This is a genomic window from Paenibacillus sp. FSL R5-0744, from assembly GCF_037972555.1.
Classification (GTDB): Bacteria; Bacillota; Bacilli; order Paenibacillales; family Paenibacillaceae; genus Paenibacillus_AQ.
The window spans coordinates 1,055,231-1,079,730 of sequence record NZ_CP150228.1; the positions used below are offsets into that span (position 1 = coordinate 1,055,231).

General features: G+C 44.9%; 21 protein-coding genes and 1 riboswitch. Of the genes, 20 read left to right on the forward strand and 1 reads right to left on the reverse strand.

Annotated features, from left to right (window positions below; genetic code table 11):
- Positions 1-41: 41 nt before the first annotated feature.
- Positions 42-1,952 carry a family 20 glycosylhydrolase gene (locus MKY19_RS04650; protein WP_339800763.1) on the reverse strand — a complete coding sequence of 637 codons (1,911 nt, stop codon included), beginning with the start codon at positions 1,950-1,952 and terminating at the stop codon, positions 42-44.
- A gap of 84 nt (positions 1,953-2,036) precedes the next feature.
- Between MKY19_RS04650 and MKY19_RS04655 the strand changes: the two genes are divergently transcribed.
- The 20 genes from MKY19_RS04655 to MKY19_RS04750 all read left to right on the forward strand — a co-directional run bounded on the left by MKY19_RS04655 (position 2,037) and on the right by MKY19_RS04750 (position 24,402).
- Positions 2,037-2,891 (forward strand): AraC family transcriptional regulator, encoded by an 855-nt coding sequence (locus MKY19_RS04655; RefSeq protein WP_076283894.1) that lies wholly within the window; start codon positions 2,037-2,039, stop codon positions 2,889-2,891.
- Between the two features lie 317 nt (positions 2,892-3,208).
- The gene (locus MKY19_RS04660; RefSeq protein WP_042185158.1) at positions 3,209-4,855 is read left to right on the forward strand and encodes an ATP-binding protein; all 1,647 of its coding nucleotides are present in this window, start codon (positions 3,209-3,211) and stop codon (positions 4,853-4,855) included.
- A 25-nt stretch (positions 4,856-4,880) separates the two neighbouring features.
- Complete coding sequence (locus MKY19_RS04665) at positions 4,881-5,516, forward strand: response regulator transcription factor (RefSeq protein ID WP_042185164.1); 636 nt, start codon at positions 4,881-4,883, stop codon at positions 5,514-5,516.
- Positions 5,517-5,781: 265 nt separating this feature from the next.
- Positions 5,782-6,522, forward strand: a complete 741-nt coding sequence (locus tag MKY19_RS04670; protein ID WP_076283895.1) for a Wzz/FepE/Etk N-terminal domain-containing protein — start codon at positions 5,782-5,784, stop codon at positions 6,520-6,522.
- A complete protein-coding gene (locus MKY19_RS04675; RefSeq protein ID WP_042185169.1) occupies positions 6,506-7,147 on the forward strand; it encodes a CpsD/CapB family tyrosine-protein kinase in 642 nt (213 codons plus the stop codon). The genes MKY19_RS04670 and MKY19_RS04675 overlap by 17 nt, the downstream gene beginning before the upstream one ends.
- A gap of 149 nt (positions 7,148-7,296) precedes the next feature.
- On the forward strand, positions 7,297-8,187 hold the full coding sequence (gene galU, locus MKY19_RS04680) for a UTP--glucose-1-phosphate uridylyltransferase GalU (RefSeq protein ID WP_042185171.1): 891 nt from the start codon (positions 7,297-7,299) through the stop codon (positions 8,185-8,187).
- A 30-nt stretch (positions 8,188-8,217) separates the two neighbouring features.
- Complete coding sequence (locus MKY19_RS04685; protein WP_042124430.1) at positions 8,218-8,910, forward strand: sugar transferase; 693 nt, start codon at positions 8,218-8,220, stop codon at positions 8,908-8,910.
- A 25-nt stretch (positions 8,911-8,935) separates the two neighbouring features.
- The gene (locus MKY19_RS04690; RefSeq protein ID WP_339268993.1) at positions 8,936-9,871 is read left to right on the forward strand and encodes a glycosyltransferase; all 936 of its coding nucleotides are present in this window, start codon (positions 8,936-8,938) and stop codon (positions 9,869-9,871) included.
- Positions 9,872-9,880: 9 nt separating this feature from the next.
- On the forward strand, positions 9,881-11,227 hold the full coding sequence (locus MKY19_RS04695) for an O-antigen ligase family protein (RefSeq protein ID WP_339800770.1): 1,347 nt from the start codon (positions 9,881-9,883) through the stop codon (positions 11,225-11,227).
- Positions 11,224-11,997, forward strand: a complete 774-nt coding sequence (locus tag MKY19_RS04700; RefSeq protein ID WP_042124436.1) for a WecB/TagA/CpsF family glycosyltransferase — start codon at positions 11,224-11,226, stop codon at positions 11,995-11,997. Before MKY19_RS04695 ends, MKY19_RS04700 begins: the two co-directional genes overlap by 4 nt.
- A complete protein-coding gene (locus tag MKY19_RS04705) occupies positions 11,994-13,472 on the forward strand; it encodes an O-antigen ligase family protein (protein WP_076299139.1) in 1,479 nt (492 codons plus the stop codon). Before MKY19_RS04700 ends, MKY19_RS04705 begins: the two co-directional genes overlap by 4 nt.
- Positions 13,438-14,823 carry an oligosaccharide flippase family protein gene (locus tag MKY19_RS04710; protein ID WP_339268995.1) on the forward strand — a complete coding sequence of 462 codons (1,386 nt, stop codon included), beginning with the start codon at positions 13,438-13,440 and terminating at the stop codon, positions 14,821-14,823. Before MKY19_RS04705 ends, MKY19_RS04710 begins: the two co-directional genes overlap by 35 nt.
- Positions 14,824-14,849: 26 nt before the next feature.
- A complete protein-coding gene (locus MKY19_RS04715) occupies positions 14,850-15,707 on the forward strand; it encodes a glycosyltransferase family 2 protein (protein ID WP_042185179.1) in 858 nt (285 codons plus the stop codon).
- Complete coding sequence (locus MKY19_RS04720; protein ID WP_042185181.1) at positions 15,694-16,881, forward strand: glycosyltransferase family 4 protein; 1,188 nt, start codon at positions 15,694-15,696, stop codon at positions 16,879-16,881. Before MKY19_RS04715 ends, MKY19_RS04720 begins: the two co-directional genes overlap by 14 nt.
- The gene (locus MKY19_RS04725) at positions 16,881-18,020 is read left to right on the forward strand and encodes a glycosyltransferase family 4 protein (protein ID WP_339800773.1); all 1,140 of its coding nucleotides are present in this window, start codon (positions 16,881-16,883) and stop codon (positions 18,018-18,020) included. The genes MKY19_RS04720 and MKY19_RS04725 overlap by 1 nt, the downstream gene beginning before the upstream one ends.
- A 61-nt stretch (positions 18,021-18,081) precedes the next feature.
- On the forward strand, positions 18,082-19,182 hold the full coding sequence (locus MKY19_RS04730) for a glycosyltransferase (RefSeq protein WP_042185185.1): 1,101 nt from the start codon (positions 18,082-18,084) through the stop codon (positions 19,180-19,182).
- A gap of 4 nt (positions 19,183-19,186) precedes the next feature.
- On the forward strand, positions 19,187-20,527 hold the full coding sequence (locus MKY19_RS04735; RefSeq protein WP_339800777.1) for a UDP-glucose/GDP-mannose dehydrogenase family protein: 1,341 nt from the start codon (positions 19,187-19,189) through the stop codon (positions 20,525-20,527).
- Positions 20,528-20,981: 454 nt separating this feature from the next.
- A complete protein-coding gene (locus MKY19_RS04740; RefSeq protein ID WP_339800780.1) occupies positions 20,982-21,167 on the forward strand; it encodes a hypothetical protein in 186 nt (61 codons plus the stop codon).
- Between the two features lie 82 nt (positions 21,168-21,249).
- Entirely contained in the window at positions 21,250-22,623 is a 1,374-nt protein-coding gene (locus MKY19_RS04745; RefSeq protein ID WP_036676586.1) for a sugar phosphate nucleotidyltransferase, read from the forward strand.
- A 136-nt stretch (positions 22,624-22,759) separates the two neighbouring features.
- Positions 22,760-22,839: riboswitch (cyclic di-GMP riboswitch) on the forward strand.
- 12 nt (positions 22,840-22,851) lie between these two features.
- Positions 22,852-24,402, forward strand: a complete 1,551-nt coding sequence (locus MKY19_RS04750; protein WP_339800783.1) for a glycosyl hydrolase — start codon at positions 22,852-22,854, stop codon at positions 24,400-24,402.
- Positions 24,403-24,500 lie beyond the last annotated feature (98 nt).

Below are 24,500 nucleotides of genomic sequence, written 5' to 3' on the forward strand. Positions count from 1 at the left end.
ATTCAACGTTCGACTCGCCAATTGCAGCTAGGATGAGGAAATTACTTCGATTTCAATGCTTCGTATTGACCTCTAAGACGTAGAAGTCTCCAAATACTTTGATCTAAGCCACCGAGTCGGTTGCGCTCGGTCCACAATAGACGATATTGATGAAGTAGAACATTCAAATCATTGATTTGCTCCGTAATCAGATTAGGGTCAATCGAATCTGGCGCGGATGCCAGCTGCAGTTTAATTCTTCCAAGCTGCACAGCGTGCTTCACAAAATGGATTCCGTTACTCAGTTCCTTAAGAACAAGATCAGCATCATCACATTGAAGATCAAGCCCCGAGAGACGTGCCTCGATAGAGAGCATGTATTCTTCGAGATTGTTGAAATGCTCTTCGGTAAGTTTCTCTACAATTAACAAATTGTCGAGATTAGTACGAAGAAGCAGGGACATTTCCGTATCATTTGAACGAATAATCTCGGATTCAAGCTGATAGTAATTGCCGAGATCAAGGAGTAGTTGACCAATACCCTCGGAACGATCCACGAAGATGAATGTATTTAAATATTTTGCAGTGTCTACATCTAGATTGTTCTCTACATTCCAGGAAAGCGCAGCACCATAAACATATCCAGTGTAGCTGATTGGGAGATGCTGCCAATGCCCGTGATCACCCCAATCGGTAATGAGATAGCCGATAGAACCATTATTTTTGCCATGAATAGCTGCACTACGCAGATTGGCAAACATATTGTCGCTACGCCCTGTAATGGAGTTCCATGAGCTGGTACCTGGGCAGACATAGAAAGGAATACCTGCTTCACGGAATTTGAGGGTATCCGACTCAAAAGGATGTTCCGCACTGTAACCCCATTCCATAGCAATAATATCTTTAGGCAGGTGAGGGATCAGTTCGGGATGTTGGATAATAATATCACCCCAGAATTGCATCGTCTTGCCGCGTTTCGTAACAAGCTCATAAATCTTCTGAAGAAAAGATAAATAGATCTGACCTTTACCTTGTGATTCAGCCAGCGCTTTGCTTTTGCCAAGACCAAGCTCATACGTCTCATCACAGCCTACATTAAATTGATTAGAGGAGAAGTATGGAAGCAGATCGTCGAACATTTTTTCTAGCAGAGGGAGCACGGCAGGATCTTCGGTATCAAACGTACCGGGATGCATAAATAGTCCCTCTGGATATACATCCCCCATGTACAATTCCTTGGGAAGCATAAATCCCTCTGGAATTTCGGCTAAAGCATTGAATTCAGGACGGGAAAGCCAGCCTTCCATATGTCCAAAGCTGTTCTGGTTTGGAACAAGCTCAATATAACGCGCCTTACAGTAGGCATCTAGAAGCAGGATTTCCTCTCCTGTGATTGGAGTCTCAAGCTCCCACACTTGAGGGAAAGATTCGTACGCGAACGGCGTACCTTCTATATATAGCTGAAGCTGGTTCATCTTCAGATCGGCCATAAGGTCAATAATTCGGTACAAGGTTTCTTGCTTTGGAATTTTATTGCGGCTGATATCAACGGTTATCCCTCTCGCTCCAAAATCAGGTTCATCGCGAATATGCAGATGAGGAATAGATCTGCCGCTTTGTTCAATGATTTGTTTCAGAGTGGCTACTGCGTAGAAGGCACCGACAGGTGAGCTATAGGAGACAACGATACCGCTCTGATCAACAACTATTTCGTATGCCTGCTCAGATAATGACGGCACATAGCTAAAGATACAAGCGGATACGACCGTTGGACGTGTGCCAATAGATAAGGTCAAATGAAGATTTAAGGCTTGTTTAATCACAGCTTGCAGCTTTTGTGCAGCAGGCATTGAACTTTCCTCTCCCGTACTAGGAAGCACAATGCTTCCGCTTATTGGGAAACGGTATGAGTCCTGTGACAATGTGATTTCACGCGGATTAGGCAGAAGCAGTAGTGTAGAATGATTAAGCATAGCGTGGACACCTCTTATTCATGTAGAATATGATCAACTTCACAATAACCTTATCACTACTAAACAGAGGGGGGAATGTCTATAATGTCCAAGCGCATGGATTATATGATCAGTCCATATCCAATACGAATTATTGATCCGAAGGTTGAGTCCTCTAAGCTGAAGCTTAAAAATATTAGAGTAGGACAAGCCGGCCATTTGCCTGGAAGAACGTTATTCCGTTCAGGCGTAGTTTTTGAACACTGGGCTATTGTTTACATAGTATCAGGTGGTGGCACCTATATGGAGACTTCGGGGAAAGAACAGCAGGTGCGTGAAGGCAGCTTATTCTTTTTTCGCCCAGGATACAGTTACAATTTCGGTCCACCACCTGGAGGGAGCTGGGATGAATATTATATTAATTTTAATGGGACACGTGTATCGGAATGGCTGGAGTCGGGTCTAATCGCTGGCGGGAATGTGTTCCAAGCGAATTCGATCATGGGTCTTTCGACCTTATTTGAAGAGGTACTACAACGAATGGAGAGTGGAGAACCTGCAGATGCGGATCGGGCCGCACTACTCGTTGAAAGGATGCTATTGGAGTGTTCTTTTATAATAGAAGAAAAAAGTTGGAATGCTCAGGCAGATTATATGCGTCAGATTCGGGAGGACCTGAATTTATGCATTTATGGTGAAATGGACCTAGAGCAAATTGCGGCAAAACATCATATCTCGATGTCTACCCTTCGTCGTCTTGTTCGGCGTAGTAGCGGGTATCCGCTTCATGAATATATTCACCGTCTTAAAATGGCTGAGGCCAAAAAGCTGCTTCTAAATACCCCATTACAAGTAAAAGAAATATCGGGCATGCTTCATTATAATGATCCATTCTATTTTTCGCGTTTATTTAAAAAATATATGGGGATTGCGCCACAGCTTTGTCGTAGTAACATTTAAATCGACATCATACTACTAGAGTCCCAATGTGAATTGTTATAATTATATAATTGTTGTCGTTTTATGAGATATGTTAAAAATTATGGATTAATATTACATAAATACGTTAGTTCTTTATAACTATAGTGGATGAAATGACAAATTTTAGGTATAAAATCTTCTAAAAAAATAATAAATTTTTTGTAACTATTTTTCAAATGGAAGCGCAAACATGGGAAATGTCAGCTTGTTATTGTGATTTTTCTCATGTATGATGCTTTTATCGAGCACAGTACAATCTCGCATTTTCCAAAAAAACTGGAGAATAGGGTGGTGGGATGAAAATCAAACCAACTGCAGAAGACAAACTGATTGAGTATTACAGGTACTTCTCTTTGTCCCTCACATCGCTCATGTATCTTCTAGATAAAACGGGACCTTCCGTAATTTATAAATCCCTTGTTATTGCCATACTCTTTCTGTTTGCACAAACGTTCTCATTTTTTTATCGGAGGTTACGAAGCAGGCCAAAGACTCTCGTCCTGGCTGTTAGTATAGAGATGGTGGGAATTATTGCATTGACTTTGTTTACCGGTGGGTACGAGAGTTCCTTTAGGCTCTATGTGCTAAACCCTGTATTGATTGCTGCAGGCTCATTGTCCATTTATTTTGGATGGTCGCTGCTTTTAAGTTACATCAGTATTTTTGCGGTGCTCTGTTATTTTTTTATCAATTCTGCGAACAAAACTTTTTTGGAAATTGTATTTGTAAATGGGAATCTGTTTCTAACACTGGTACTTACGGTTATAATAATGCAGATCGTTAATCGGATGAAGCGGCAACGTGAAGAATCGAATGCTCGCACGAAAGAGACGATGGAGCATATCAAATCGCTGTACCATATCGTGGAAACCTCAAGCCAACATGATTTCATGAATATCGGTCAAGTGATCACCGATTATGTTGTTAAGCTAACGAAGCTAGATAAGGCTTTGTTTTGGTTCGCCAAGAAAAGCGGAGAACCAGCACCGCAGAGCAGGCAGACCGGCTGGCAGCAGGAAGAGGAACAGTTCTTATTCTCAGAACTGGGAAAACATGAACATGAATGGAGATTGCAGCGAGAGCCTATTTTTAGAAATCTTCCGGGATTAGGAGATTTCCTGCTAATGCCTGTACGGATGAGCACCCGATTTGTAGGGATGATTGGACTCAAGCTGGAGTCTACAGAGGGGCTGGAAGGCCGCAGATGGTATATTCAACAATTGATATTCTTATCTGAGCTAAGTGCGAATATTCTTGAAAGGCATGAGCTTGGTGTGATTGAGAACCGGTTGATCATCACGAACGAACAGAACCGGATTGCGGATGAAATGCACGACAGTGTATCCCAAAGCCTTTTTGGTATTGTGTATGCGACGCATTCGCTGAAGGAATCGTGGAAGAGAATGTCAGATCATGAGCTAGAAGAACAAATTGAGCTTATTCATGACTCTGCTACAAAGGTTGCTAAAGAACTGCGGATCACGATCTACAGTCTTAGCTCCAAGAAGAGTGGCGGGCCTACATGGCTCGGTATGGTAAGATCACATTTAAAGAGCTTATCCAGATTAAATGATGTTGATATTGAATTAAAAATAACGGGAGATGATTTCAGTCTCCCTTATCCTTACCACAAAGCGCTTTTTCGGATTATCTCCGAAGCCACTGGTAATGCCATCAGGCATGGTGCTGCCAGTCGAGTGGATGTAGAACTGTCTCTGAAGCCGACTTGGATTCGATTATTGATTTGTGATAATGGTGTTGGTTTTGATACTGATTTGTTATGGATTGAATCCGAAGATAGTGCGAGTGGGCTTGGCATGAAGAATATGCAATATTTGACGCAGTCGCTAGGTGGCGACTTCCAGCTGTCCAGTAATGAAAATATGGGAACGAGAATCTTGATTTCCATTCCTGTGGGTGTAGCTGAATTAAAGAATGCATAAACTTTAGGGCGGGAGGTCGTTTCTAATGAAAATCGTCATTGTAGATGATCATCCTCTAGTTAGAAGAGGGCTGGCATCCGTTATTTCGATGCAACCGAATGTGAAGTTTGCTGGAGAGGCGACGAACGGCCAAGAAGCGCTTCTTGTGATTGAGGAGACGCAGCCTGACCTTGTACTCATTGATCTTAAGCTAGCGGATGAATCAGGACTTGATGTCATCAAGAAAGCGCGTGCTCGTGGAATCGTTAGTAAGTTTATTCTGCTGACATCATCTGCAAGCAGAGAGGATTTTCTGAAAGCTGAGGAAGTGCTGGTAGACGGATATGTACTGAAAGAGGCATTGCCAGAAGAGTTACTATTTGCTATCCAGTTGGTCCATAAAGGAAGAAAGTATTATGATCCTGGTCTGATGGAAGATAAGATGCGAATGAGTGAAAGCAGTCCGACAGATGAATTGACCCCGAAAGAGAAGGAAGTCTTAATCGAACTAGGACAGGGCGCTTGCAACAGAGAAATTGCCTCACGTCTTTTTATTAGTGAATTTACAGTGAAAAAGCATGTCAGTCAGATTTTAGCGAAATTACAGGTGGCAGATCGTACACAGGCAGCGCTTTACGCAAATGCTGTCGGATTGACCAAATATGAAATGTCTTATGAGTGAAAGTTGAAATAATTTATAAGCATTGTACATAAACACGGACTCGATGTCCGTGTTTTTTTGTGCGTCAAAACTTAAATTAGCCCTAAATATGGCGCTAAAGTATACCTCACCCCCCTCTTAAGGAGTACAACGTCTTACTCCAAAGTGAAGAGGAAAGTGATGATATGAGCCATGTGGCGAATGGTGTGGATTGATAGAATTAAAGCAACAACTGAAACTTTCATGAATGCTTTCAGAATGTAATTTTAGCGGAAGGAGGGTTACTGTGGAAAAGACGATTCTGGATTACATTAACCTGATTAAAAAAAGGTTTTGGCTCATCATGGTGTTCGTTTTGATCTCCTGTGCTACGACTTACTACGTTAGTAAAAACTTCGTTGAACCCGTCTATTCCGCTTCCGGACAGCTGCTTGTCAACAATATTGCCAAGGCTCCCGAGAGCAACAATCTTAACGATTTGAGCTTTAGCCTGAATTTAATTGAGAGTTACAAGGAAATTATGAAATCACCGACCATCATGAAAAGCGTAATAGAAAATCACCCGGAGTTTGGTCTGACGGCTGATGAACTAAGTCAGAAGCTTGAGATTAAAACTTCAGAGAAGAGCCAGGTGATCAACCTCAATGTTCAGGATGAAAACTACACCAAAGCTGCCGGGATCGTAAATGCGGTTTCGCAGACATTCATTCGTGAATTGCCATCGCTGATGAGGGTAGACAATGTGACCTTGCTGACACCGGCCGATCCGACTGATGTTCCAGGGCCCTCGAACGGCGGGTTTGCGATGAATCTCATCATCAGCTTTGTTGTATCGCTTATGGCAGCCCTAGGAATTATTTTGCTGATGGAAACTCTTAACGGCACATTAAGGTCTGAAAAGGAAGCGGAATATGACCTTGGTCTTCCGGTAATTGCTTCGATCGCAACCATTCGTAAACGCGATTTGGGTAAGGCAGCAGGCGGCAACACAAGAGTGAAGGAGGGTGCTTATGTTGCGGCTAAATAAGAGTCTGGTTACGGATGTTAATCCATCCTCGCATATCTCGGAATCGTTCCGATCGCTACGCACATATATACGCCAGCTTGGAATAGCGCAGGGTAGCGGAGGAAAAGTGCTACTCTTTACGTCAGCAGAAGCTGGAGCAGGCAAGACGACGATTTTGTCAAATCTAGCGGTGTCTTTCGTCCAGGATGGCAAGAAGGTAGCGGTGGTGGACTGCAATCTGCGACATCCCGGTCTTCATACAGTGTTTGAAGTAGAGGGTAGTGACGGGCTTGCGGCTTATTTAAGTGGGCAAGAGGAAGCGGATAACATCGCTGTCCTCGGAAATTTGGCCAATCTTTCGGTCATCCCGGCGGGTAAAACGCATGTTAGTCCGCCGGATTTGCTGGGCAACCCTAAAATGACCGCTTTGCTTGAGGAACTAAAAGAAAACTACGATCTGATCCTGCTGGATTCTCCTTCGGCAGTCGATTTCAGTGATGCTCGTATATTGGCACCTCAAGCGGACGGCGTGATCCTGGTGGCCAGATACGGAAAGTCCAAACGGGAATCGATCCGCAAAGCGAAGACGCTGCTTGAACAGACCGGCTCTAATCTAATCGGAATTGCCATGAACCAGGCGAAGTAAATGTTTATGCTTTCGAAGTAAGCTTTGCTCGAAGTCAAATCACTGAAGCTAATGCTCACAAAACTTAAGTTTATGCTTTCGAAGTGAGTTTTGTACGAAGTCAAATCATTGAAGCTAATGCTCACAAAACTTTTAGGAGGTAAAGTGCGATGAAAAAGGTAAAAAAAGTAATCATACCCGCGGCAGGACTAGGTACGCGCTTTCTTCCTGCAACGAAAGCCATGCCTAAAGAAATGCTTCCGATTATCAATAAACCAACCATTCAATACATTGTGGAGGAAGCTATTGCTTCCGGTATTGAAGATATCATCATTGTTACTGGTAAAGGTAAAAGAGCCATTGAAGATCATTTTGACAATGCGTTTGAGCTGGAGTCTAGGCTTCTGGAAGATGGAAAGCTGGATCTGCTTAAAGAGGTTCAACGTTCAGCCAAGGTAGAAATTCACTATATCCGCCAGAAAGAACCGAAGGGTCTGGGGCATGCCGTATGGTGTGCAAGACGGTTTATCGGAGATGAGCCATTCGGTGTCATGTTAGGCGATGATATCGTCACAGGAGCCGTACCTTGCCTTAAGCAGCTGATCGATCAATATGAAGAAACACAAAACTCGGTTATCGGAGTTCAAGAGATTCCTGATGAATTCACGAATCGCTACGGTATTATTGAACCGGATTTGCAGGACGGTAAATTGTATCGGGTTAACAATTTTGTAGAGAAGCCGCCACTAGGTACGGCACCTTCTAATCTGGCGATCATGGGCCGTTATGTGTTTACTCCAAAGATCTTTAAGTATCTCGATTTGATGGAAGAAGGCGCTGGCGGAGAGATCCAGTTGACAGATGCCATTCAGAAGCTGAATCAGAGCGAACGGGTATATGCCTATAATTTTGACGGAACAAGATATGATGTCGGCGAGCGGCTTGGATATATTTTGACAACACTTGAATTTGCACTGCAAAGTGAAGATTTGCGCTATCCGGTGATGGATGCAATGGCGGAATGGCTGAATAAAATGGGACAAACCAGCTTGAGTAGTTAAGTTGAGTTCGCAAAATTTTAGATGAGGAGGATGAGCATGCAAAAACTGCCGGAAGACTACGAGGCGGTCCTGCCGAAACTTTACATGCTGCATACCGATGAGAGAAGGAAAGAAGCGGAGTCCTATTTGATAATGAAACGGATGATCGATATCTTTTTTTCCGCTCTTGGTCTTCTCGTGTTAATGCCATTATTTGTTGTCGTGGCGATTCTGATCAAGCTGGAGGATCCGAAAGGAAAGGTGTTCTTTCGGCAAAACCGGGTTGGGAAGAATGAAAAGCAGTTCCCGATGTATAAGTTCAGATCCATGGTTAGTAACGCTGAGGAGTTAAAAGAAAACCTGATGGCCTATAACGAAGTGAGCGGTGCCATGTTCAAGATTAAGAACGATCCGCGGATCACACAGATAGGGAGATTCCTGCGCAAGACGAGCATCGATGAGCTACCTCAGCTGTGGAATGTGCTGATAGGTCAAATGAGTCTGGTCGGTCCTCGTCCTCCGCTGCCTGAAGAGGTGGCTCAGTATACGGAATATGACAAACAGCGTTTGACGGTTACACCAGGCTGTACCGGATATTGGCAAGTAAATGCCCGAAATAGTGTCGGCTTCGACGAAATGGTACAGCTGGACTTAACCTACATCCATATTCGGAGCACCATGCTGGATCTAAAAATCATTGCTAAAACCGGACTGATGTTACTCGGTTCAAAAGATGCTTATTAATAATGTGGAAATTAGGTGAATGCCGATGCGTGAATACGGAGACGTTCCTAAGCTTTCCATTATCATCTGTACCTACAACAGAGCACCTTTATTGATCAAGACGCTTCAGTCACTTTTAAAGCTAGATCACTTAGAGCAGGCGGAGATCATTGTTGTGGATAACTGTTCCAAGGATGATACTGAAGCTTGCGTCAAAAAGTTTATAGGAAAGCATGGAGCTGATGTGAATATCCGCTACATGATGGAGCCGATGCAGGGGCTTTCAGCGGCTAGAAATACAGGAATTCTGGCTTCCAAATCGCCGCTGATTGCCTTTCTCGATGATGATGCGATACCTTGCCAGCGATGGATAACAACGATTGTCAGTACTTTCGAGAGTAAACCGGAGGTCATGGCTATGGGAGGCAAAATCGCTCCGATATTTGAAAGTAAACGTCCGGAATGGTTGATTAAACCCTTTGAGCTTCCGTACACGATTGTTGATTTAGGTAGCCGGATTAAGGAATATCCCAAGCAACTTCATCCTTGTGGGGCCAATATGGCGATGCGGAAGCTCGTATTCGACATCAGTCTTTTTCCCCTAGATCTCGGAAGAAAGGGTGATTCTCTGCTCTCCGGTGAAGAGACCTGGTTATTCGGACAGATTCAAAAAGAAGGGCATTCCATCCTCTACCATCCGGAAATGGCGGTTGACCATTTCGTTCCGGCGGCCCGTTTAACGGAAGATTGGATTATGAGGCGCTATTATAGCCAAGGCATCTCTAACGCTATGAAAAGCGAAGGACTAAAAGGCAAGCTGCTTCTAGTGGGAAAGACAGCCGCTAAGCTCGTGTATATCCTGGCTGATTCTATCCTCTCAAGAAGTAAAGGAAGAAGGCTTTTGAACAAATGCAGGCTGGAGAGTATTCGTGGAACGCTTCATATGATTCTCAATCGGGAGAGGCATTCCGCAGCGGGGTGAGGGATTAATATGACAAATTTTGAGTGGGGCTCCAAATTAAATGTTTTGCCATACGGGATGCTCTATCTCATGTCGGCCCTGTTCTTTGGAACGGCGGTCATCTACCAGCCGATGATTGCGATAGCTGCCGTGCTTCTGATTATTTTGCTGGGAATCTCAATTTCACGGCCTGAACTGATCAGTTATTTCGTTCTAATCACGACGGCAATATCGATTAACTTTTTATATGATGGCAGCATGTTCGGAATGGAGATACTGTCCCTTTATAAATTGGTTATCGTGATGCTGCTTGTTCCTTGTATTCTGGTCAATGGCTTGCGGTTTCGTCTGAGTCACCCCTTGTGGGCAATGGTAGCGCTGCTGGTGATTACCTTTGGGTCTTCGATCTGGCTGCCGGAAATGACCTCATCCATTGCAGTTAAAGCTTTTATCGGTCTATCCATTCCATTCGTATTTTTATTAATCAACTGGAAAAAGAATGTAGCCGAGATGCAAATCAAAATTATCTGTATGCTTCCCCTTGTTAGTGTAGTGGTTGGTTTGTTGCTGCAGCTTGCGCATGTTCATAATTTTCTCAACATCGAGTATACAGGCGCTGTACGGATTCAGGGGGCTAATATTCCTGCGCATCTAGCAATGCTGGCCTTTATGGGAGTAGCGATTCCATTTATTGAGGTGAAGCGGAATCCGCAGCAAGCACGCTTTTTCTATATCATGTTAGTTCTAAATTTCTTTATCTTGATTGGAACAGGAACAAGAGGGCCTATATTGGCACTTGGACTTACCGTTCTCTATTACTTCTATGATATTCTCCGCCAATATTTGAAGGGCAGAACCTATCTGCTAATTCCGTTGATGGGTGCATTTTTCCTGATTATGGTCGCCGTTTTCTGGCAGCTCGATAATTTTGAGAAACGTTCCTTTGAGAGACAGACAGATACGGCTGTTGATTTATCAGGAAGGTCAGAGGCATGGGAGTATTTCTTAAACAAGGCTGCGGACTCTCCTTGGTCTGGTAGAGGGCTTGGAGCAGTGACGGTAGCAAATGATGGAACATTGTATAAGGGTTTTGTAGTTCCGCACAACGAGTATATCCGCTTTTACTTCGATGGGGGATATATTGGCGCTATTCTGTTGATGTTCTCTTTATTGGCTGTATTTATTCTGGTGTACAGAGCATTGGCTCCGCCGATCAAACCTTATTATCTGTTATTTATTGCAGCGTTTTTAATCTACTCATTCTCCGATAACACGCTGTCGACGGTCCAATTTATTATTCCGTTCTGTTGGTACCTGAACTGCCTGTATCGATCTTCACAGCCAACCGATTCCCCACAAAAAGAAGTGATACGATGAATCAAGTGAATATGTTCGATGTCAATTTTGATAACTATGATTTCATGGATTTGCTTGATTACATTGATAAAACCATTCAGGAGAGGAATCAGTCTTATATCCTCACTTGCAATGTAGATCATGTGATCAAGCTTCGTAAGGATAAAGAATTTCAAACGGTATATTCGAAGGCAGGCGCAGTTGTTGCTGACGGAATGCCACTGATCTGGGCATCCAAAATGCTAGGCAAGCCGCTTAAGCAGAAGGTATCCGGCGCGGATCTATTTAATCGATTGGGCAACGCCTTTGAGCAAAGGAAGTACCGGCTGTTCTTCTTAGGCTCAGCTGAAGGCGTGGCGGAACGGGCAGCGATGAATTTGAAAACAGCGCATCCCGGAATAAATGTGGTTGGCTGTTATTCTCCATCCTATGGATTCGAACACAATGAGGAGGAGAATGAACGCATTATAGAAATGCTGACAGAGTGCCAGCCAGATATCGTGTTTGTTGGTGTAGGAGCGCCTAAGCAGGAAAAGTGGATTTACCGCCACTATACCTCTTATCAAGCTCCGATATCGATCGGAGTGGGAGCGACCTTTGATTTTCTGTCAGGCTCAGTGAAACGAGCGCCTAGCTTTATGCAAAAAACAGGGTTCGAATGGTTCTGGCGGCTAAGCCAGGAGCCGGGCCGGCTCTGGAAAAGATATCTTGTGGATGATGCACAATTTCTACTTTTATTACTTAAGGAACTGCGTAAGCGGGATAAGGTGAAGGAAGGAGGCTTGGAATGAGTGTATTTACGCCCCCATCACTTAGGTTCATCAAGACAGTTGGATTAATAGGGGGGACTGCAGCTGCAGGTGTCTCTCTTCCGCTGATCATCGGCTTCTCCAGTGCGATGCTGAGTTCATCGAACAGTCTGCAGGGAGCCATTCTCTCAGCCATCCTATTCCCGGCTTTCTTGCTAGCCATACTTAGACCGAAAATGCTGGTTGCTTATACCTTGCTAATCTGGGCAGTAGCTCCAGAGCTGCGCCGCATTGCTGACTGGTCAGAAGGAGTGTATCACTCTGTATCCTTGCTGAGCTTAGCACCCTTGTTAACCGGTGTAACCTTGATTATTCCGCTGCTGAAGGAGATTCATAATATTCAAAAAGCCTCCACGCGGATCATGTTAATGTTCGCAGTAGCACTGGGTTATGGTGCTTTAATCGGTTTGGCTAAGAATGGCATGGGTTCAGTTTATGACTTAGCGAATTATATTGTGCCACTGCTGTTATTGCCGTACTTTGCCGTCACGAAGTTCAAGCCGAAGGATATCGATCGACTGCTTACCGCTTTTGCCAATATTGCAGTCCTAGTTGCCATTTACGGGATTGTTCAGTATTTAACGGTGCCACCTTGGGATGTGTTCTGGATGAAACATGCGGATATGATGTCCATCGGAAATCCATATCCATTGGAAATCCGAGTGTTCTCTACGCTAAATTCGCCCGGACCAGCTGCAACATTCTTAGCGTTTGCTTTAGTTCCGATGATACTGGAGAAAAAATGGCGGGGAACATTGCGCTGGATCGGCGTTCTGCTAGTTGTAATCTGCCTGCTGACTACTTTGGTACGTGCGGCATGGCTGATACTCCTGGTGATGCTGCTCATGTATATTGGAACCTCTCCTTCTAAGGGAAAGTGGAAAACCTTGATCCAATTAGTTTTTGTGGCTGCTGCGTTGTTCTGGGTTGTGCCAAAATTGCCTGGCGCCGAAGGACTGGTTGCTCGGGTAGAGACACTTTCTTCTGTTCAGGAAGATCACTCTTATAATGAACGGCTAAGCTTATGGCAAAACATGTTGCCGATGGTCGCCGCCAATCCAGTAGGTCAGGGAATCGGTAGTGTAGGCCAAGGGACTAAGCTTGGTAATGACGGCGAGCTTGGAGAGTACGGAATTATGGATAACGGAGTTATCGCCTTACTGCTTACCTTTGGTATTCTGGGTGCTGTTTTCTTCTTCGGAGCTTTAGGCGCAGTTGTCAAACAGATATTCGCTAGAGTAATCAGCAGGGACCAATTGCAGCCATACGCCCGACTTGCTCTTGCTACTTGGACCGGTGCGATAGTCAGTTTGGTATCAGATAATGGGTTTCCCGGACTCAAGGGATACTTAATCTGGATGCTGATCGGTCTTGGCCTCAGCGCAAGGGAGATTACACAAAGTAGAAGGAAGGGAACACCGTATGCAGCAATTGAATGCAAAATCTCTCCCCGCTAGAACAATCTGGTCATCTTTTAGATTGTTCGCGAAGAGTAAGGATAACAGCTCGGCAGCCGTGAAGACAATGTTTGTCAGTGTCATGATCCTACTGATTAACATGTTAACGGGTGTACTGACCGCCCGTTATCTTGGACCGACAGGACGTGGGGAACAGACGGCAATGATTAACTGGTCACAGTTTCTGGCCTTTAGCATGAGCTTTGGGATTCCATCAGCTCTGATTTATAACGCTAAGAAAAACCCGGAGGATGCCGGAGTGCTTTATCGAATGGCATTGCTGCTGGGTATCATTTTTGGGGTCATAGCGATGATTATTGGTATCGTGGTCTTGCCTTATTGGCTGAAATCCTTCAGTCCGGAGGTCGTGACCTTTGCTCAGTGGTCTATGATTCTGTGTCCGATTATAGTGATCTCTCAAATTAACAATGCAGCTTTTCAATTCAGAGGTGAATACAAGAGGTTTAATTGGATTCGCTATCTAGTGCCGTTGCTTACACTGACGATGATCGGGATATTGATCGCGCTGGATCGGATGAATCCATTTACAACTGCAGTTGCCTATCTTCTTCCTGGAGCGCCGCTGTTTATCGGAATGACGATTTCCTTGCTTCGTACCTATAAGGTGAAGATGAGAGGGGCCTATCAGAATTTAAAAAGATTGTTTACTTACGGGCTTGGTTCCTACGGCAATGACTTGCTTGGCAATTTCTCTTATTATATCGATCAGATCGTAATTGCCGGTTTGTTAAGACCTGCTGATCTGGGGCTGTATGTAGTGGCTGTGAGTCTATCGCGAATGGTCAATTTTTTCTCAAGCTCGATTACTATCGTACTGTTTCCCAAGGCTTCTGAGCTGTCAAAAGAACAGGCCGTTGAGTTAACATTCAAAGCCTTTCGCATAAGTACGACTTTCACCATGCTTGGCGGAGTAGTCCTGATGCTCTTAGCCCCTTTAGTAATTCCGTTGATGTACGGCAAAGACTTCAATGCGGCATTAACCGTGTTTCGCTTGTTGCTCCTTGAAGTGACTATTAGCGGGGGGACGATCATTCTGGCGCAGGCCTTTATGGCGCTAGGCAAGCCGAAAATTGTTTCGATGCTTCAAGGTTTTGGCTTACTCTTGGTTATCCCAATGTTGTTCCTGCTCATCCCTAAGTTTGGCTTACTCGGAGCAGGGATAGCGATGTTGTCATCAGCAATCCTGCGATTCTTCTTCATTGTTCTCAATATAAAGTACACCTTAAAAGTTAAACTACCCCGGCTGCTCATTACCCGGGAGGACATCCAATGGATGAAGACGACGATGAATTCTTACATTCGCAAGAAACCGATGGATATGAATGGATAATGCGAAAGACAAGGGAGGGAACCTTCATGGATTCAGTAAAAAGCGTGGTAGGCGGCCAAGGCAATTATCCAATATCGGCTGTCATCATCGCTCAGGATGACGAAGTTCGAATATCTAAGGCCATACAATCCTGCAGGTTATTCGCCGACGAGGTGATTGTGATTGACGGAGGCAGCAAAGACGGGACAGTTCAGCTTTCCGAAAGCTTGAATTGTCGTGTATACGTCAACCCATGGCCCGGATATGCGAAACAGAGGGAGTTCGGAGTAGAACGCGCGGTTCATGATTGGGTCTTCCTTATTGATACTGACGAAGTGGTCAGCGACGAGTTGGCCGCAAGTATTCTTGAACTGAAACCGGGGCTTAAGGATCAATCGGTTGCCTATTCTATCTACCGGATCGGTGATTTTATGGGCAGATGGCTGGATCGTGGCGAATATTTAGTGCGCCTTTACAACCGCAAAGCGTATGGAATTCGAAATAGCTTGGTGCACGAGATGCCCGAGGTCTCTGAAGAGCGAACCATACGTTTGACAGGAACCCTCTGGCATTATGGTTACCGCAGTATTAACGATCATGTGGCACGTTTCAATAAGTACACTGACTTGGAAGCTGAAAGTGCGTATGCCAAGGGCAAACGATTTCGGGTCAGTCATCTGCTGTTAAGACCGCCAGCCCGTTTCCTGCAAAAGTATTTCTTACACGGGTTGTTCAAGAAGGGAATGTCAGGTTTCGGTGTATCCGTATTTTGGGTCATGTATGAATTCATGGTCGGCTTCAAGCATTACGAATTAATTAGATCGGGAAAGCTGACTCAGCACAATGCGAAGACGAGTCAGACCGAGAAGGAGAATAAAGGAGAGAGAAGCTATGCCGTACAGTGACGGATTGAACATTATGACGACAGGCCTTAGCTGGCCGTCGCTACAGCCGGGTGGGCTTAACACGTATTTCAAATCCGTTTGCGAGCAACTCTCCTCACGTAATCGGGTGCATGCGCTGATTTGCAGTCAAGAAACGCCTGCTACCCCTGAGGAATTGATTATTCACAATGCCGGAGATCCAAAAGATGGGATCTGGAAACGTAAGGATGCTTTCCAGCGTAAGGCGGCCGATCTGATGGGAGAGGGCAGTGGCCGTATAGATATTTTATACACTCACTTTGCTCCTTATGGTATTGGTCCAGCCTTGGAAGCAAAGAAACGTGGGATTCCTGTAGTGATGACTTTTCATGGCCCATGGAATGAAGAAATGAAAATCGAAGGCCAAGGCATTAAGCACCGGGTCAAAACAACCATCGCCAAATCCATTGAACATAGAGCCTATAAGCTTGCGGATAAGTTCATCGTGCTTAGTGAGACGTTCCGCGATATTCTCCATAAGCTGCACGGAGTGCCACTACACAAAATTATTGTGATTCCAGGTGCAGCTAATGTGGAACGTTTTATTCCCGCTACGAATCGATTGGCGATTCGCCGAAGCTTAAATTTACCTGAGGGAGCAACAACCGTGCTGACTGTTCGGCGGTTGGTCAATCGGATGGGACTACTACAGCTGCTTGAAGCCTGGAAGCAAGTTGCGGAGCGTTTCCCGAATGCAATTCTGCTGATTGGTGGTAAAGGGCCGTTGCGGGGAGAACTGGAAGAAAAGATCGCCGACTATGGCTTAAGCAATAAGGTAAGACTGCTAGGCTACATTCCCGATCATGAGCTAGCCTCTTATTATCAGGCAGCGGATATGTTCGTGGTTCCCTCACAGGCATTGGAGGGCTTTGGTTTAATTACCGTTGAAGCTTTATCTTCAGGATTGCCAGTGATGGCTACACCGATTGGCGGCAATAAGGAAATTTTGCAAGGCTTCCGGCCGGAGTTGCTATTTAAGAGTTCAAGTAGCGACCACATGGCTGAAGGTATGATCCATATGCTTAGCAATCGAAAGCTGCTTCCGAGCCGGGATGAATGCAGAGAGCATGTACTGGAGAGATATACCTGGGAGCATGTTACGGATCAAGTAGAATCCGTGTTCCTGCAAGCCTTAGGAGAGGAGGTGACCACGTAATGCTTAGAGTAGCCTATATAGATCACACTGCTAAATGGAGTGGTGGAGAAGTTGCCCTGTTTAACATCCTTACCCATATTGGAGAACAGATCGATCCACTGGTAATTCTGGCTGAGGATGGTGCACTGGCTGAACGGCTACGTGAAAAAGGGATGGATGTCCGTATTATTCCGCTGGATGAGAGCATCAGAAGTCGGGGGAGAAATGCTGTCAACTTGGGAGCACCTGCTGCAGCCTTCAAGCTGTTGGCTTATGGCCGCAAGCTTGCGCCGCTCTTAAAAGCGGAGAAGGTAGATTGCGTGCACACCAATTCCCTAAAATCTGCTTTATACGGAGCCATCGCTGCAAAAATAGCGGGCGTTCCATTGATCTGGCACATCCGGGATCATATTGGAGCTCCTTATTTAAAGCCAATCGTTGCCAAAGGCATTCGTTTGCTGTCGCGTCTGCTCCCCAATGGAGTCATCGCAAATTCACATTCTACGCTGAATGCTTTGGAGCTGCCGCGTTCGAAAAAAACGTTGGTCGTATACTCCGCTTTCGCTAAAGCGATTGGTAATGGGATCGGTATGCGGGACCAGAAGGATTTTAACGTACTGCTAGTTGGTCGATTGGCGCATTGGAAAGGTCAGCATATTGTGCTGGAAGCCGCAAAAGGCTTTAAGAACGAACCTCGTGTGAAATTCTGGCTGGCTGGAGACGCTCTGTTTGGAGAAGAGGCTTATAAGCAGGAATTGCTGCAAAAGATAAAAAACGACGAGCTTACTAATGTAAGCATGCTAGGGCATGTGGATGATATTCAAGGTCTTATGAATACTGCTGATTTACTGATTCACACTTCGGTAACTCCTGAGCCTTTTGGCCAAGTTATCGTTGAAGGAATGGCAGCGGGATTGCCGGTGATCGCCTCCAATGAAGGCGGGCCGGTAGAAATTGTAGTTCAAGGTGAGACAGGGCTACTGATAGAGCCTGGTGACGCGGCGATACTGGCAGATTCCATTAAATGGATGCTGGATCACCCAGAGGAAAGACGGCGGATGGCGGACAATGGGATGAAACGAGTGAAAGAGCATTTTGTTATCGAGAATACGGTCAAGGACATCGTTGACTACTATAAAGGTTTGTTGGCGGGCACCTGACAGATGCTATGACGCGGTAATTCTGAAGATGATGCTCCATAAAACTTTGAGGATGATTCACATGAAAATTGCGATAGCGCACGATTACTTAATCCAAATGGGCGGCGCGGAAAGAGTGGTGGAAGTCTTTCATCACATGTATCCCGAGGCTCCAATCTACACAACGGTTTTTAACGGAAGCCGCCTTACTGACAATCTCAAAGATGCGGATATCCGTGCCTCCTGGCTGCAAAAGATTCCGGGGGTAAAGACCAATTTTAAAGGGGTGCTGCCACTTTATCCAATGGCCATCCGTGATTTGGACTTTCGCGGTTTCGATATCGTCCTGAGTTCCAGCAGTGCTTTTATGAAAAGTATTCAAGTTCCTAAACATACGTTTCATCTTTGTTACTGCCATACGCCTATGCGCTTCGCATGGGATTATGACACCTACATGGAACGTCAGTCGAATTCCGGGTTGTTCAAAAAGATGCTTAAGGTATACATGCAGCAGCTCAAAACGTGGGACCAGCGAACTTCCAAAAATGTGAATCAGTTCGTAGCCAATTCATCAGTAGTGAAGACGAGGATTCAGAATTATTATCACCGGGATGCAGATGTCATATTTCCACCGATTAATACAGCCCGGTTTACAAGCTCTTCAACCATTGGTGACTATTATTTAATTGTCTCCCGGCTTGTTTCCTACAAGCGGATTGATCTAGCCGTAGAGGCTTTTAACCGTAACGGACTTAAGCTTTATATCGTAGGGGATGGACCAGATCGCAAGCGTCTCGAAGGCATGGCTAAGGATAATGTATCGTTTCTGGGCCGGCTAGAAGATGAGCAAGTGACTGGAATGATGGCACAGTGTAGAGCGTTCATTTTTCCAGGAGAAGAGGACTTTGGAATTACACCGCTGGAAGCGAACGCTGCAGGAAGACCGGTAATTGCTTATCAAGCAGGTGGGGCACTGGATACTATTATTCCTTATGTAAATGGTGTGTTCTTTCAGCATCAAGAAGTGGAGGATCTGCTTAAGGCTATTAATGAGGTAGAGTCCTACGCTTGGGATATCGATCAAATCATGGAGCATGCACGTAAATTCGATGAGCAGGCGTTTATGGTTAAGTTCAAGCAGTATGTTGAGCAGGCCTACGTCAATTTTCTAAAAGGAGGATGATTGTATGAAGCTGACAGTAATTGGTACTGGGTATGTGGGTCTTGTATCTGGCGTGTGCTTTGCACTGGGCGGACATCATGTCATCTGTGTGGATAAGGACGAGGAAAAGATTAAGAAGCTGAAACAGATGGAATCGCCCATCTATGAGCCGGGAATCGAGGAACTGATTGAACTGAATCTTCGTGAGGAACGGTTATCTTTTTCTGCAGATCTTCAGGATTCGGTGCGGCATTCAGATATTATCATTCTTGCTGTAGGTACGCCATCGCTGCCTAATGGTGAAGCTGACTTAACCTACATTGAGGGTGCAGCTGCTGAAATCGCTAAAGCGATGGACGGGCACAAAATTATAATGACTAAATCTACAGTTCCCGTAGGGACAAATGAGAAAATCTCCAAAATGCTCTCTAAGTTTACCCATCATTCTTTTGATATCGTGTCTGCTCCCGAGTTTTTACGTGAAGGGTCAGCGATTCGCGATACCCTCCATCCCGACAGAATTGTCATTGGTCTTGATAATCCAGAGCTGGAACCAACCATGCGCGAGCTTCATAAGGGTTTCACTGAAAATGTATTTGTAACAGATATACGCAGTGCTGAAATGATCAAATATGCTTCAAATGCATTTTTGGCCACGAAGATCTCCTTTATTAACGAGATCGCCAATATTTGTGAAAAAGTGGGAGCTGATGTAACCGAGGTAGCACAAGGAATGGGTATGGACCAAAGAATCGGGTCATCCTTCCTGCAGGCTGGTATCGGTTATGGAGGCTCCTGTTTCCCGAAAGACACTAATGCGCTCATTCAAATTGCGGGCAACGTCGATTACGAATTCAAATTATTGAAATCTGTAGTCGAAGTGAACAAGGGACAACGGTTTATGATCATCTCCAAGCTGCATGAATCACTTGGCAGCCTGCGCGGTTCGACGATTGGGATATGGGGGCTTGCTTTCAAGCCTAATACTGATGATGTCCGCGAAGCTCCCGCCAGAGAGATTGTTGAGGCACTGGTGGCTGAGGGGGCAACAGTCAAACTATATGATCCAATCGCAGCTACAAATTTCAGGCAGCAATATGATCATCCGCAGCTTCGCTGGTGCAATCTGCCAGAGGAAGCGGCTGAGGGCAGCGACGCAGTATGCCTGCTGACCGATTGGAGCCTGCTCAAGGAGATTGATCTGCATCAGCTGGCGAAAAGCATGCGCAATGGGGTGCTGATCGATGGACGCAACGTGTATTCCAAGGAGCAAATCGAGGGTACCGGCCTCGTTTATCATTCTGTCGGTCGCCCGCAGATGGGTGGATTGAGCGGTTATTCTGCTAGTGTGGCTGGAGCGGTTTAATCTAAGTTATATTGATTGAACTTGTGATTTTTCTATTTAGGGATGAGCCGTGACTCCAGAGAATGTTTGGACTTTCAGCCGCTGTTGTCTGCAGATTTCCTGATTTTAACCGCTGATAGCGGTAGAAATCCGCAGACAAAGGCGGACGCTATCGCTCTTACAGTTCCCAAATTCCCCTCCGCCACTTCGTTCCCTTATTTTATGGTTCTAAGCAATTTATAAAGTTAGGTACTCTGATTATATACCGCAGTAGCAGTAGCATTTGTAGTTGTCATTGTCTCTGTCTCTGTGGTGGCAACTAGTGTTGCTCTTGTAGTTGCAGTTGTTCTTGCAGTTGTTCTTGCAGTTGCAGCTGCCTCCCCCAGAGCAGAAACAAATCTTTAGAAAAACGTGCTTGCTTCCGGCTGGTACAGCCCGGTACGCACGGATCAAGTATTAAGAAGAAGTTAGTTAGGTGAAGAACGGAAAGGGAATTTGGAACTGTAGAAACGGAGTGTTCGCCCGAAAGATTTCCGTAGGAAAGCTAGCTTCGAAAGCATATGCTATCCTCGGATTTCTACCGCTAGAAGCGGTTCAATCAGGAAATCTGAGGATAACAGCGATCGGAAATCCAAAATCCCTTGGAGAGGTTTCTACCTAACAAAGTTAGTAAGTGCATCCATTCCAACGACCACCAAACGGAAGACATAGGTTTTGATATCAATTCAAGGAGGGTTCATTCTATGAAAATGGTACTTCTATCAGGCGGTTCAGGTAAACGGTTATGGCCGTTGTCCAACGACTCACGTTCAAAGCAATTTCTAAAGGTACTTGAAAGCCCTCAAGGTGAACCAGAATCCATGGTACAACGTGTCTGGAGACAGCTGGAGGAAGCAGGGATGGCAGAATCATCTTATCTGGCCACCGGCCGCGGCCAAGTAGAAATGATACAAAGCCAACTGGGAAGTCATGTGCCGATTATCGTTGAACCGGAGCGTCGGGATACTTTTCCGGCTATCGCCTTAACAGCTACCTATCTTTATTCAGTGGCAGGTGTTTCTCCAGCGGAAACGGTAGCAATATTGCCTGTTGACCCTTATGTAGAAGCATCCTTTTTCGATACCATAGCTATGCTTGAGGGGACCATGCTGGAAAGTGGAGCAAATCTGGCACTAATGGGTGTTGTTCCTGAACATGCCTCAGAGAAATACGGATATATTATTCCTACCACCGAAGAGGCGGGGGGAAATGGTTTTATGAAGGTGAGTCACTTTCAAGAGAAACCAGACCGTATACAAGCAGAACAGCTCATCGAGCAAAATGCATTGTGGAATTGTGGAGTGTTTGCCTTCCGCTTAGGGTACTTGTTAGATATTTTGCAGCGTAAAGGGTTGCCTTTAGGATATGAAGAATTGCAGAAGCAGTATAAGCTATTGTCTTCCATCAGCTTTGATTATGAAGTGGTGGAGAAAGAAGAACATATTGTGGTGCAGCCGTATGATGGATTCTGGAAGGACCTTGGAACGTGGAATACGCTGACAGAGGAAATGAGCAGCAAGCATGTAGGAAAAGGTTTTGTAACGGCGGATTCTGAGGGGACTTGCTTGATTAATGAGCTGGATATTCCGATTACGGTAATTGGTGCGAAGGATCTGATCATTGCGGCTAGCCCGGATGGGATTCTAGTTACCCATAAAGCTGAGAGCCCACGGATTAAAGAAGTGCTGAAGACCTTTGAACAAAGACCGATGTACGAGGAACGCCGCTGGGGCCATTACAAAGTTATTGATTATGTGAAATATGATGAAGGCAATGAAGTGCTGACCAAACGGATTTTTATATCCGAGGGGAATAATATCAGCTATCAATTACATCGCAAGCGTAGTGAAATTTGGACAATCGTCAGCGGCGAAGCAAGTATTGTGCTGAATGAGAAAAAACATAATGTGAAGGCTGGGGACGTAGTACGTATACCGGAAGGAACGAAGCACGCGATCCTTGCTTTGACGGATGTCGAGTTTATAGAGGTACAGACGGGTTCTGAATTAGTAGAAGAAGATAACATTCGTATTACTTTAGACTGGAATGATATAGAACTACAACAATTCATTTCATAGGTCTAACCTATCTATTTAACCAATCCAAAATTTCTTGAAACAGGTAAATTGACTCAATTATCAAAAAAAGTCATAAAAACACTAAATATATCATTAATTGTCGTCGATACTTACGGTAAGAGAGATTATTTCTCTTAAATTGAAAAGGCAAACCTATCGAAAGGTAGGGACGCAAAGCTATAGGGCCTTCGAAAGAGTGGCAGCCTGGCTACCGAAAGGGAGATTATTTTGAAAGCTTACCGTACGTATCGATTATTTGGCGCATTTCTGTCACTCGTCTTGTTTCTGACTGCACTTCCGCTTACTGTTGGAATTTCGCCGTCTGTTGTCATAGCTGCTTCAAATTCTGGAACGCCAGTTACCCCAGGAGCCTCACTTGAAGCCGTAAAGCTGCTTAACTATTTTTACTCGATCTCAGGAAAAGGTATTATTGCTGGTCAACATGACTATTTAGAAAGTCCAGATGAAATTAACAATATGCTGAAGGGAACCAGCGGACAATATGCCGCTCTTCACGGTTATGAACTGGGCGCGATCAGCGGTCAGTCAGAAGGAACGATGGCCTGGCAGCGTCAAAATGTGGTGAACAGCGCCATCAACTGGAATAAAGCGGGCGGGATCGTAGCTATGACTTTTCATGCTAACCTGCCGGGCACCTCTTATGACTGGGATAATGTAAAAAAAACACTTAGTCAGAATGAGTTCGATAGTTACGTTACACCGGGTACCAAGCAATATAACAATCTGATCGCTGAACTTGATAAGGTGGCAGTCTCCCTAAAAAGCTTGCGCGATGCCAATGTTCCGGTGCTTTGGAGACCCTATCATGAAATGAACGGGAACTGGTTCTGGTGGGGGAAGAAAAATAACTTTTCTAAACTTTGGAATATTATGTATGACCGTTTTGTTAACGTTCATAAATTAAATAATTTGTTATGGGTATGGAGTCCGAATGCTCCCAATGTTTGGTCAGATCCTTATGCGCTAACTTATCCAGGTGCTGATAAAGTAGATATTCTGGCAGCAGATATATACGAAAATGATTACCAGCAAAAATACTATGACAGCTTGTTGAGTCTAGCCGCAGGCAAACCGATTGCGATCGGGGAGAATGGTGAAATGCCTAATCTGGAGAAGCTTCAGCAATCACAAAGTAAATGGACGTATATGATGAGCTGGGGAAAAATGCTTTACGAGAATAACAGTGCAGATACAATTAAAACATTTATGAATAGCAACTATACCCTGACCAGAGATAAATTAAATACTGGTCTGGCACCGACACCTAGCGCTGCACCAGCGCCGGCACCTCCCGAAGAAGAGGGTGAGGAAGCCATTCCTCTTGCGAAGGGGCTTGCAGGAGAATATTACAACAACATACAGCTATCGGGAACAGCAGCTCTTACTAGAACTGATGCAATTATCGATTTCAATTGGCGGCAAGGATCGCCGGATGCCGCCCTTGGGATTGATCGTTTCTCCATACGTTGGAGCGGTAAAATTAAGCCATTATATGATGAGCAATATACATTTTACACTACCTCAGATGATGGCATCCGTGTGTGGGTGAATGGGCAATCCGTGATTGATAGTTGGACTAAGCAAAGTGGTACTGAGCGTAAGGGTAATATAACGCTGAAGGCTGGCCAGCTATATGATATCAAGGTGGAGTATTACGAAAATGAAGGCGATGCGAGAGTCCGCTTGATGTGGGAAAGTGCTAGTCAAGCTAAAGAGACAGTTCCAGCAAGTGCACTTTATCTTCCGGATGTCTCCTGATTGATGAAAATTAAAGGTCGATCCTTAGTGGCTCTGCGTTATTGCAGAGCTACTAAGCTATAGTCCTCATTAGGTCAGAAGACGATTGTCCGATAACA

What these genes read in the sequence shown, in the direction of transcription:
- MKY19_RS04650 (WP_339800763.1), bottom strand. Translation starts at nt 1,952, where the DNA reads ATGCTTAATCATTCTACACTACTGCTTCTGCCTAATCCGCGTGAAATC.
- MKY19_RS04655 (WP_076283894.1), top strand. Translation starts at nt 2,037, where the DNA reads ATGTCCAAGCGCATGGATTATATGATCAGTCCATATCCAATACGAATT.
- MKY19_RS04660 (WP_042185158.1), top strand. Translation starts at nt 3,209, where the DNA reads ATGAAAATCAAACCAACTGCAGAAGACAAACTGATTGAGTATTACAGG.
- MKY19_RS04665 (WP_042185164.1), top strand. Translation starts at nt 4,881, where the DNA reads ATGAAAATCGTCATTGTAGATGATCATCCTCTAGTTAGAAGAGGGCTG.
- MKY19_RS04675 (WP_042185169.1), top strand. Translation starts at nt 6,506, where the DNA reads ATGTTGCGGCTAAATAAGAGTCTGGTTACGGATGTTAATCCATCCTCG.
- galU (WP_042185171.1), top strand. Translation starts at nt 7,297, where the DNA reads ATGAAAAAGGTAAAAAAAGTAATCATACCCGCGGCAGGACTAGGTACG.
- MKY19_RS04685 (WP_042124430.1), top strand. Translation starts at nt 8,218, where the DNA reads ATGAGCATGCAAAAACTGCCGGAAGACTACGAGGCGGTCCTGCCGAAA.
- MKY19_RS04690 (WP_339268993.1), top strand. Translation starts at nt 8,936, where the DNA reads ATGCGTGAATACGGAGACGTTCCTAAGCTTTCCATTATCATCTGTACC.
- MKY19_RS04695 (WP_339800770.1), top strand. Translation starts at nt 9,881, where the DNA reads ATGACAAATTTTGAGTGGGGCTCCAAATTAAATGTTTTGCCATACGGG.
- MKY19_RS04700 (WP_042124436.1), top strand. Translation starts at nt 11,224, where the DNA reads ATGAATCAAGTGAATATGTTCGATGTCAATTTTGATAACTATGATTTC.
- MKY19_RS04705 (WP_076299139.1), top strand. Translation starts at nt 11,994, where the DNA reads ATGAGTGTATTTACGCCCCCATCACTTAGGTTCATCAAGACAGTTGGA.
- MKY19_RS04710 (WP_339268995.1), top strand. Translation starts at nt 13,438, where the DNA reads ATGCAGCAATTGAATGCAAAATCTCTCCCCGCTAGAACAATCTGGTCA.
- MKY19_RS04715 (WP_042185179.1), top strand. Translation starts at nt 14,850, where the DNA reads ATGGATTCAGTAAAAAGCGTGGTAGGCGGCCAAGGCAATTATCCAATA.
- MKY19_RS04720 (WP_042185181.1), top strand. Translation starts at nt 15,694, where the DNA reads ATGCCGTACAGTGACGGATTGAACATTATGACGACAGGCCTTAGCTGG.
- MKY19_RS04725 (WP_339800773.1), top strand. Translation starts at nt 16,881, where the DNA reads ATGCTTAGAGTAGCCTATATAGATCACACTGCTAAATGGAGTGGTGGA.
- MKY19_RS04730 (WP_042185185.1), top strand. Translation starts at nt 18,082, where the DNA reads ATGAAAATTGCGATAGCGCACGATTACTTAATCCAAATGGGCGGCGCG.
- MKY19_RS04735 (WP_339800777.1), top strand. Translation starts at nt 19,187, where the DNA reads ATGAAGCTGACAGTAATTGGTACTGGGTATGTGGGTCTTGTATCTGGC.
- MKY19_RS04745 (WP_036676586.1), top strand. Translation starts at nt 21,250, where the DNA reads ATGAAAATGGTACTTCTATCAGGCGGTTCAGGTAAACGGTTATGGCCG.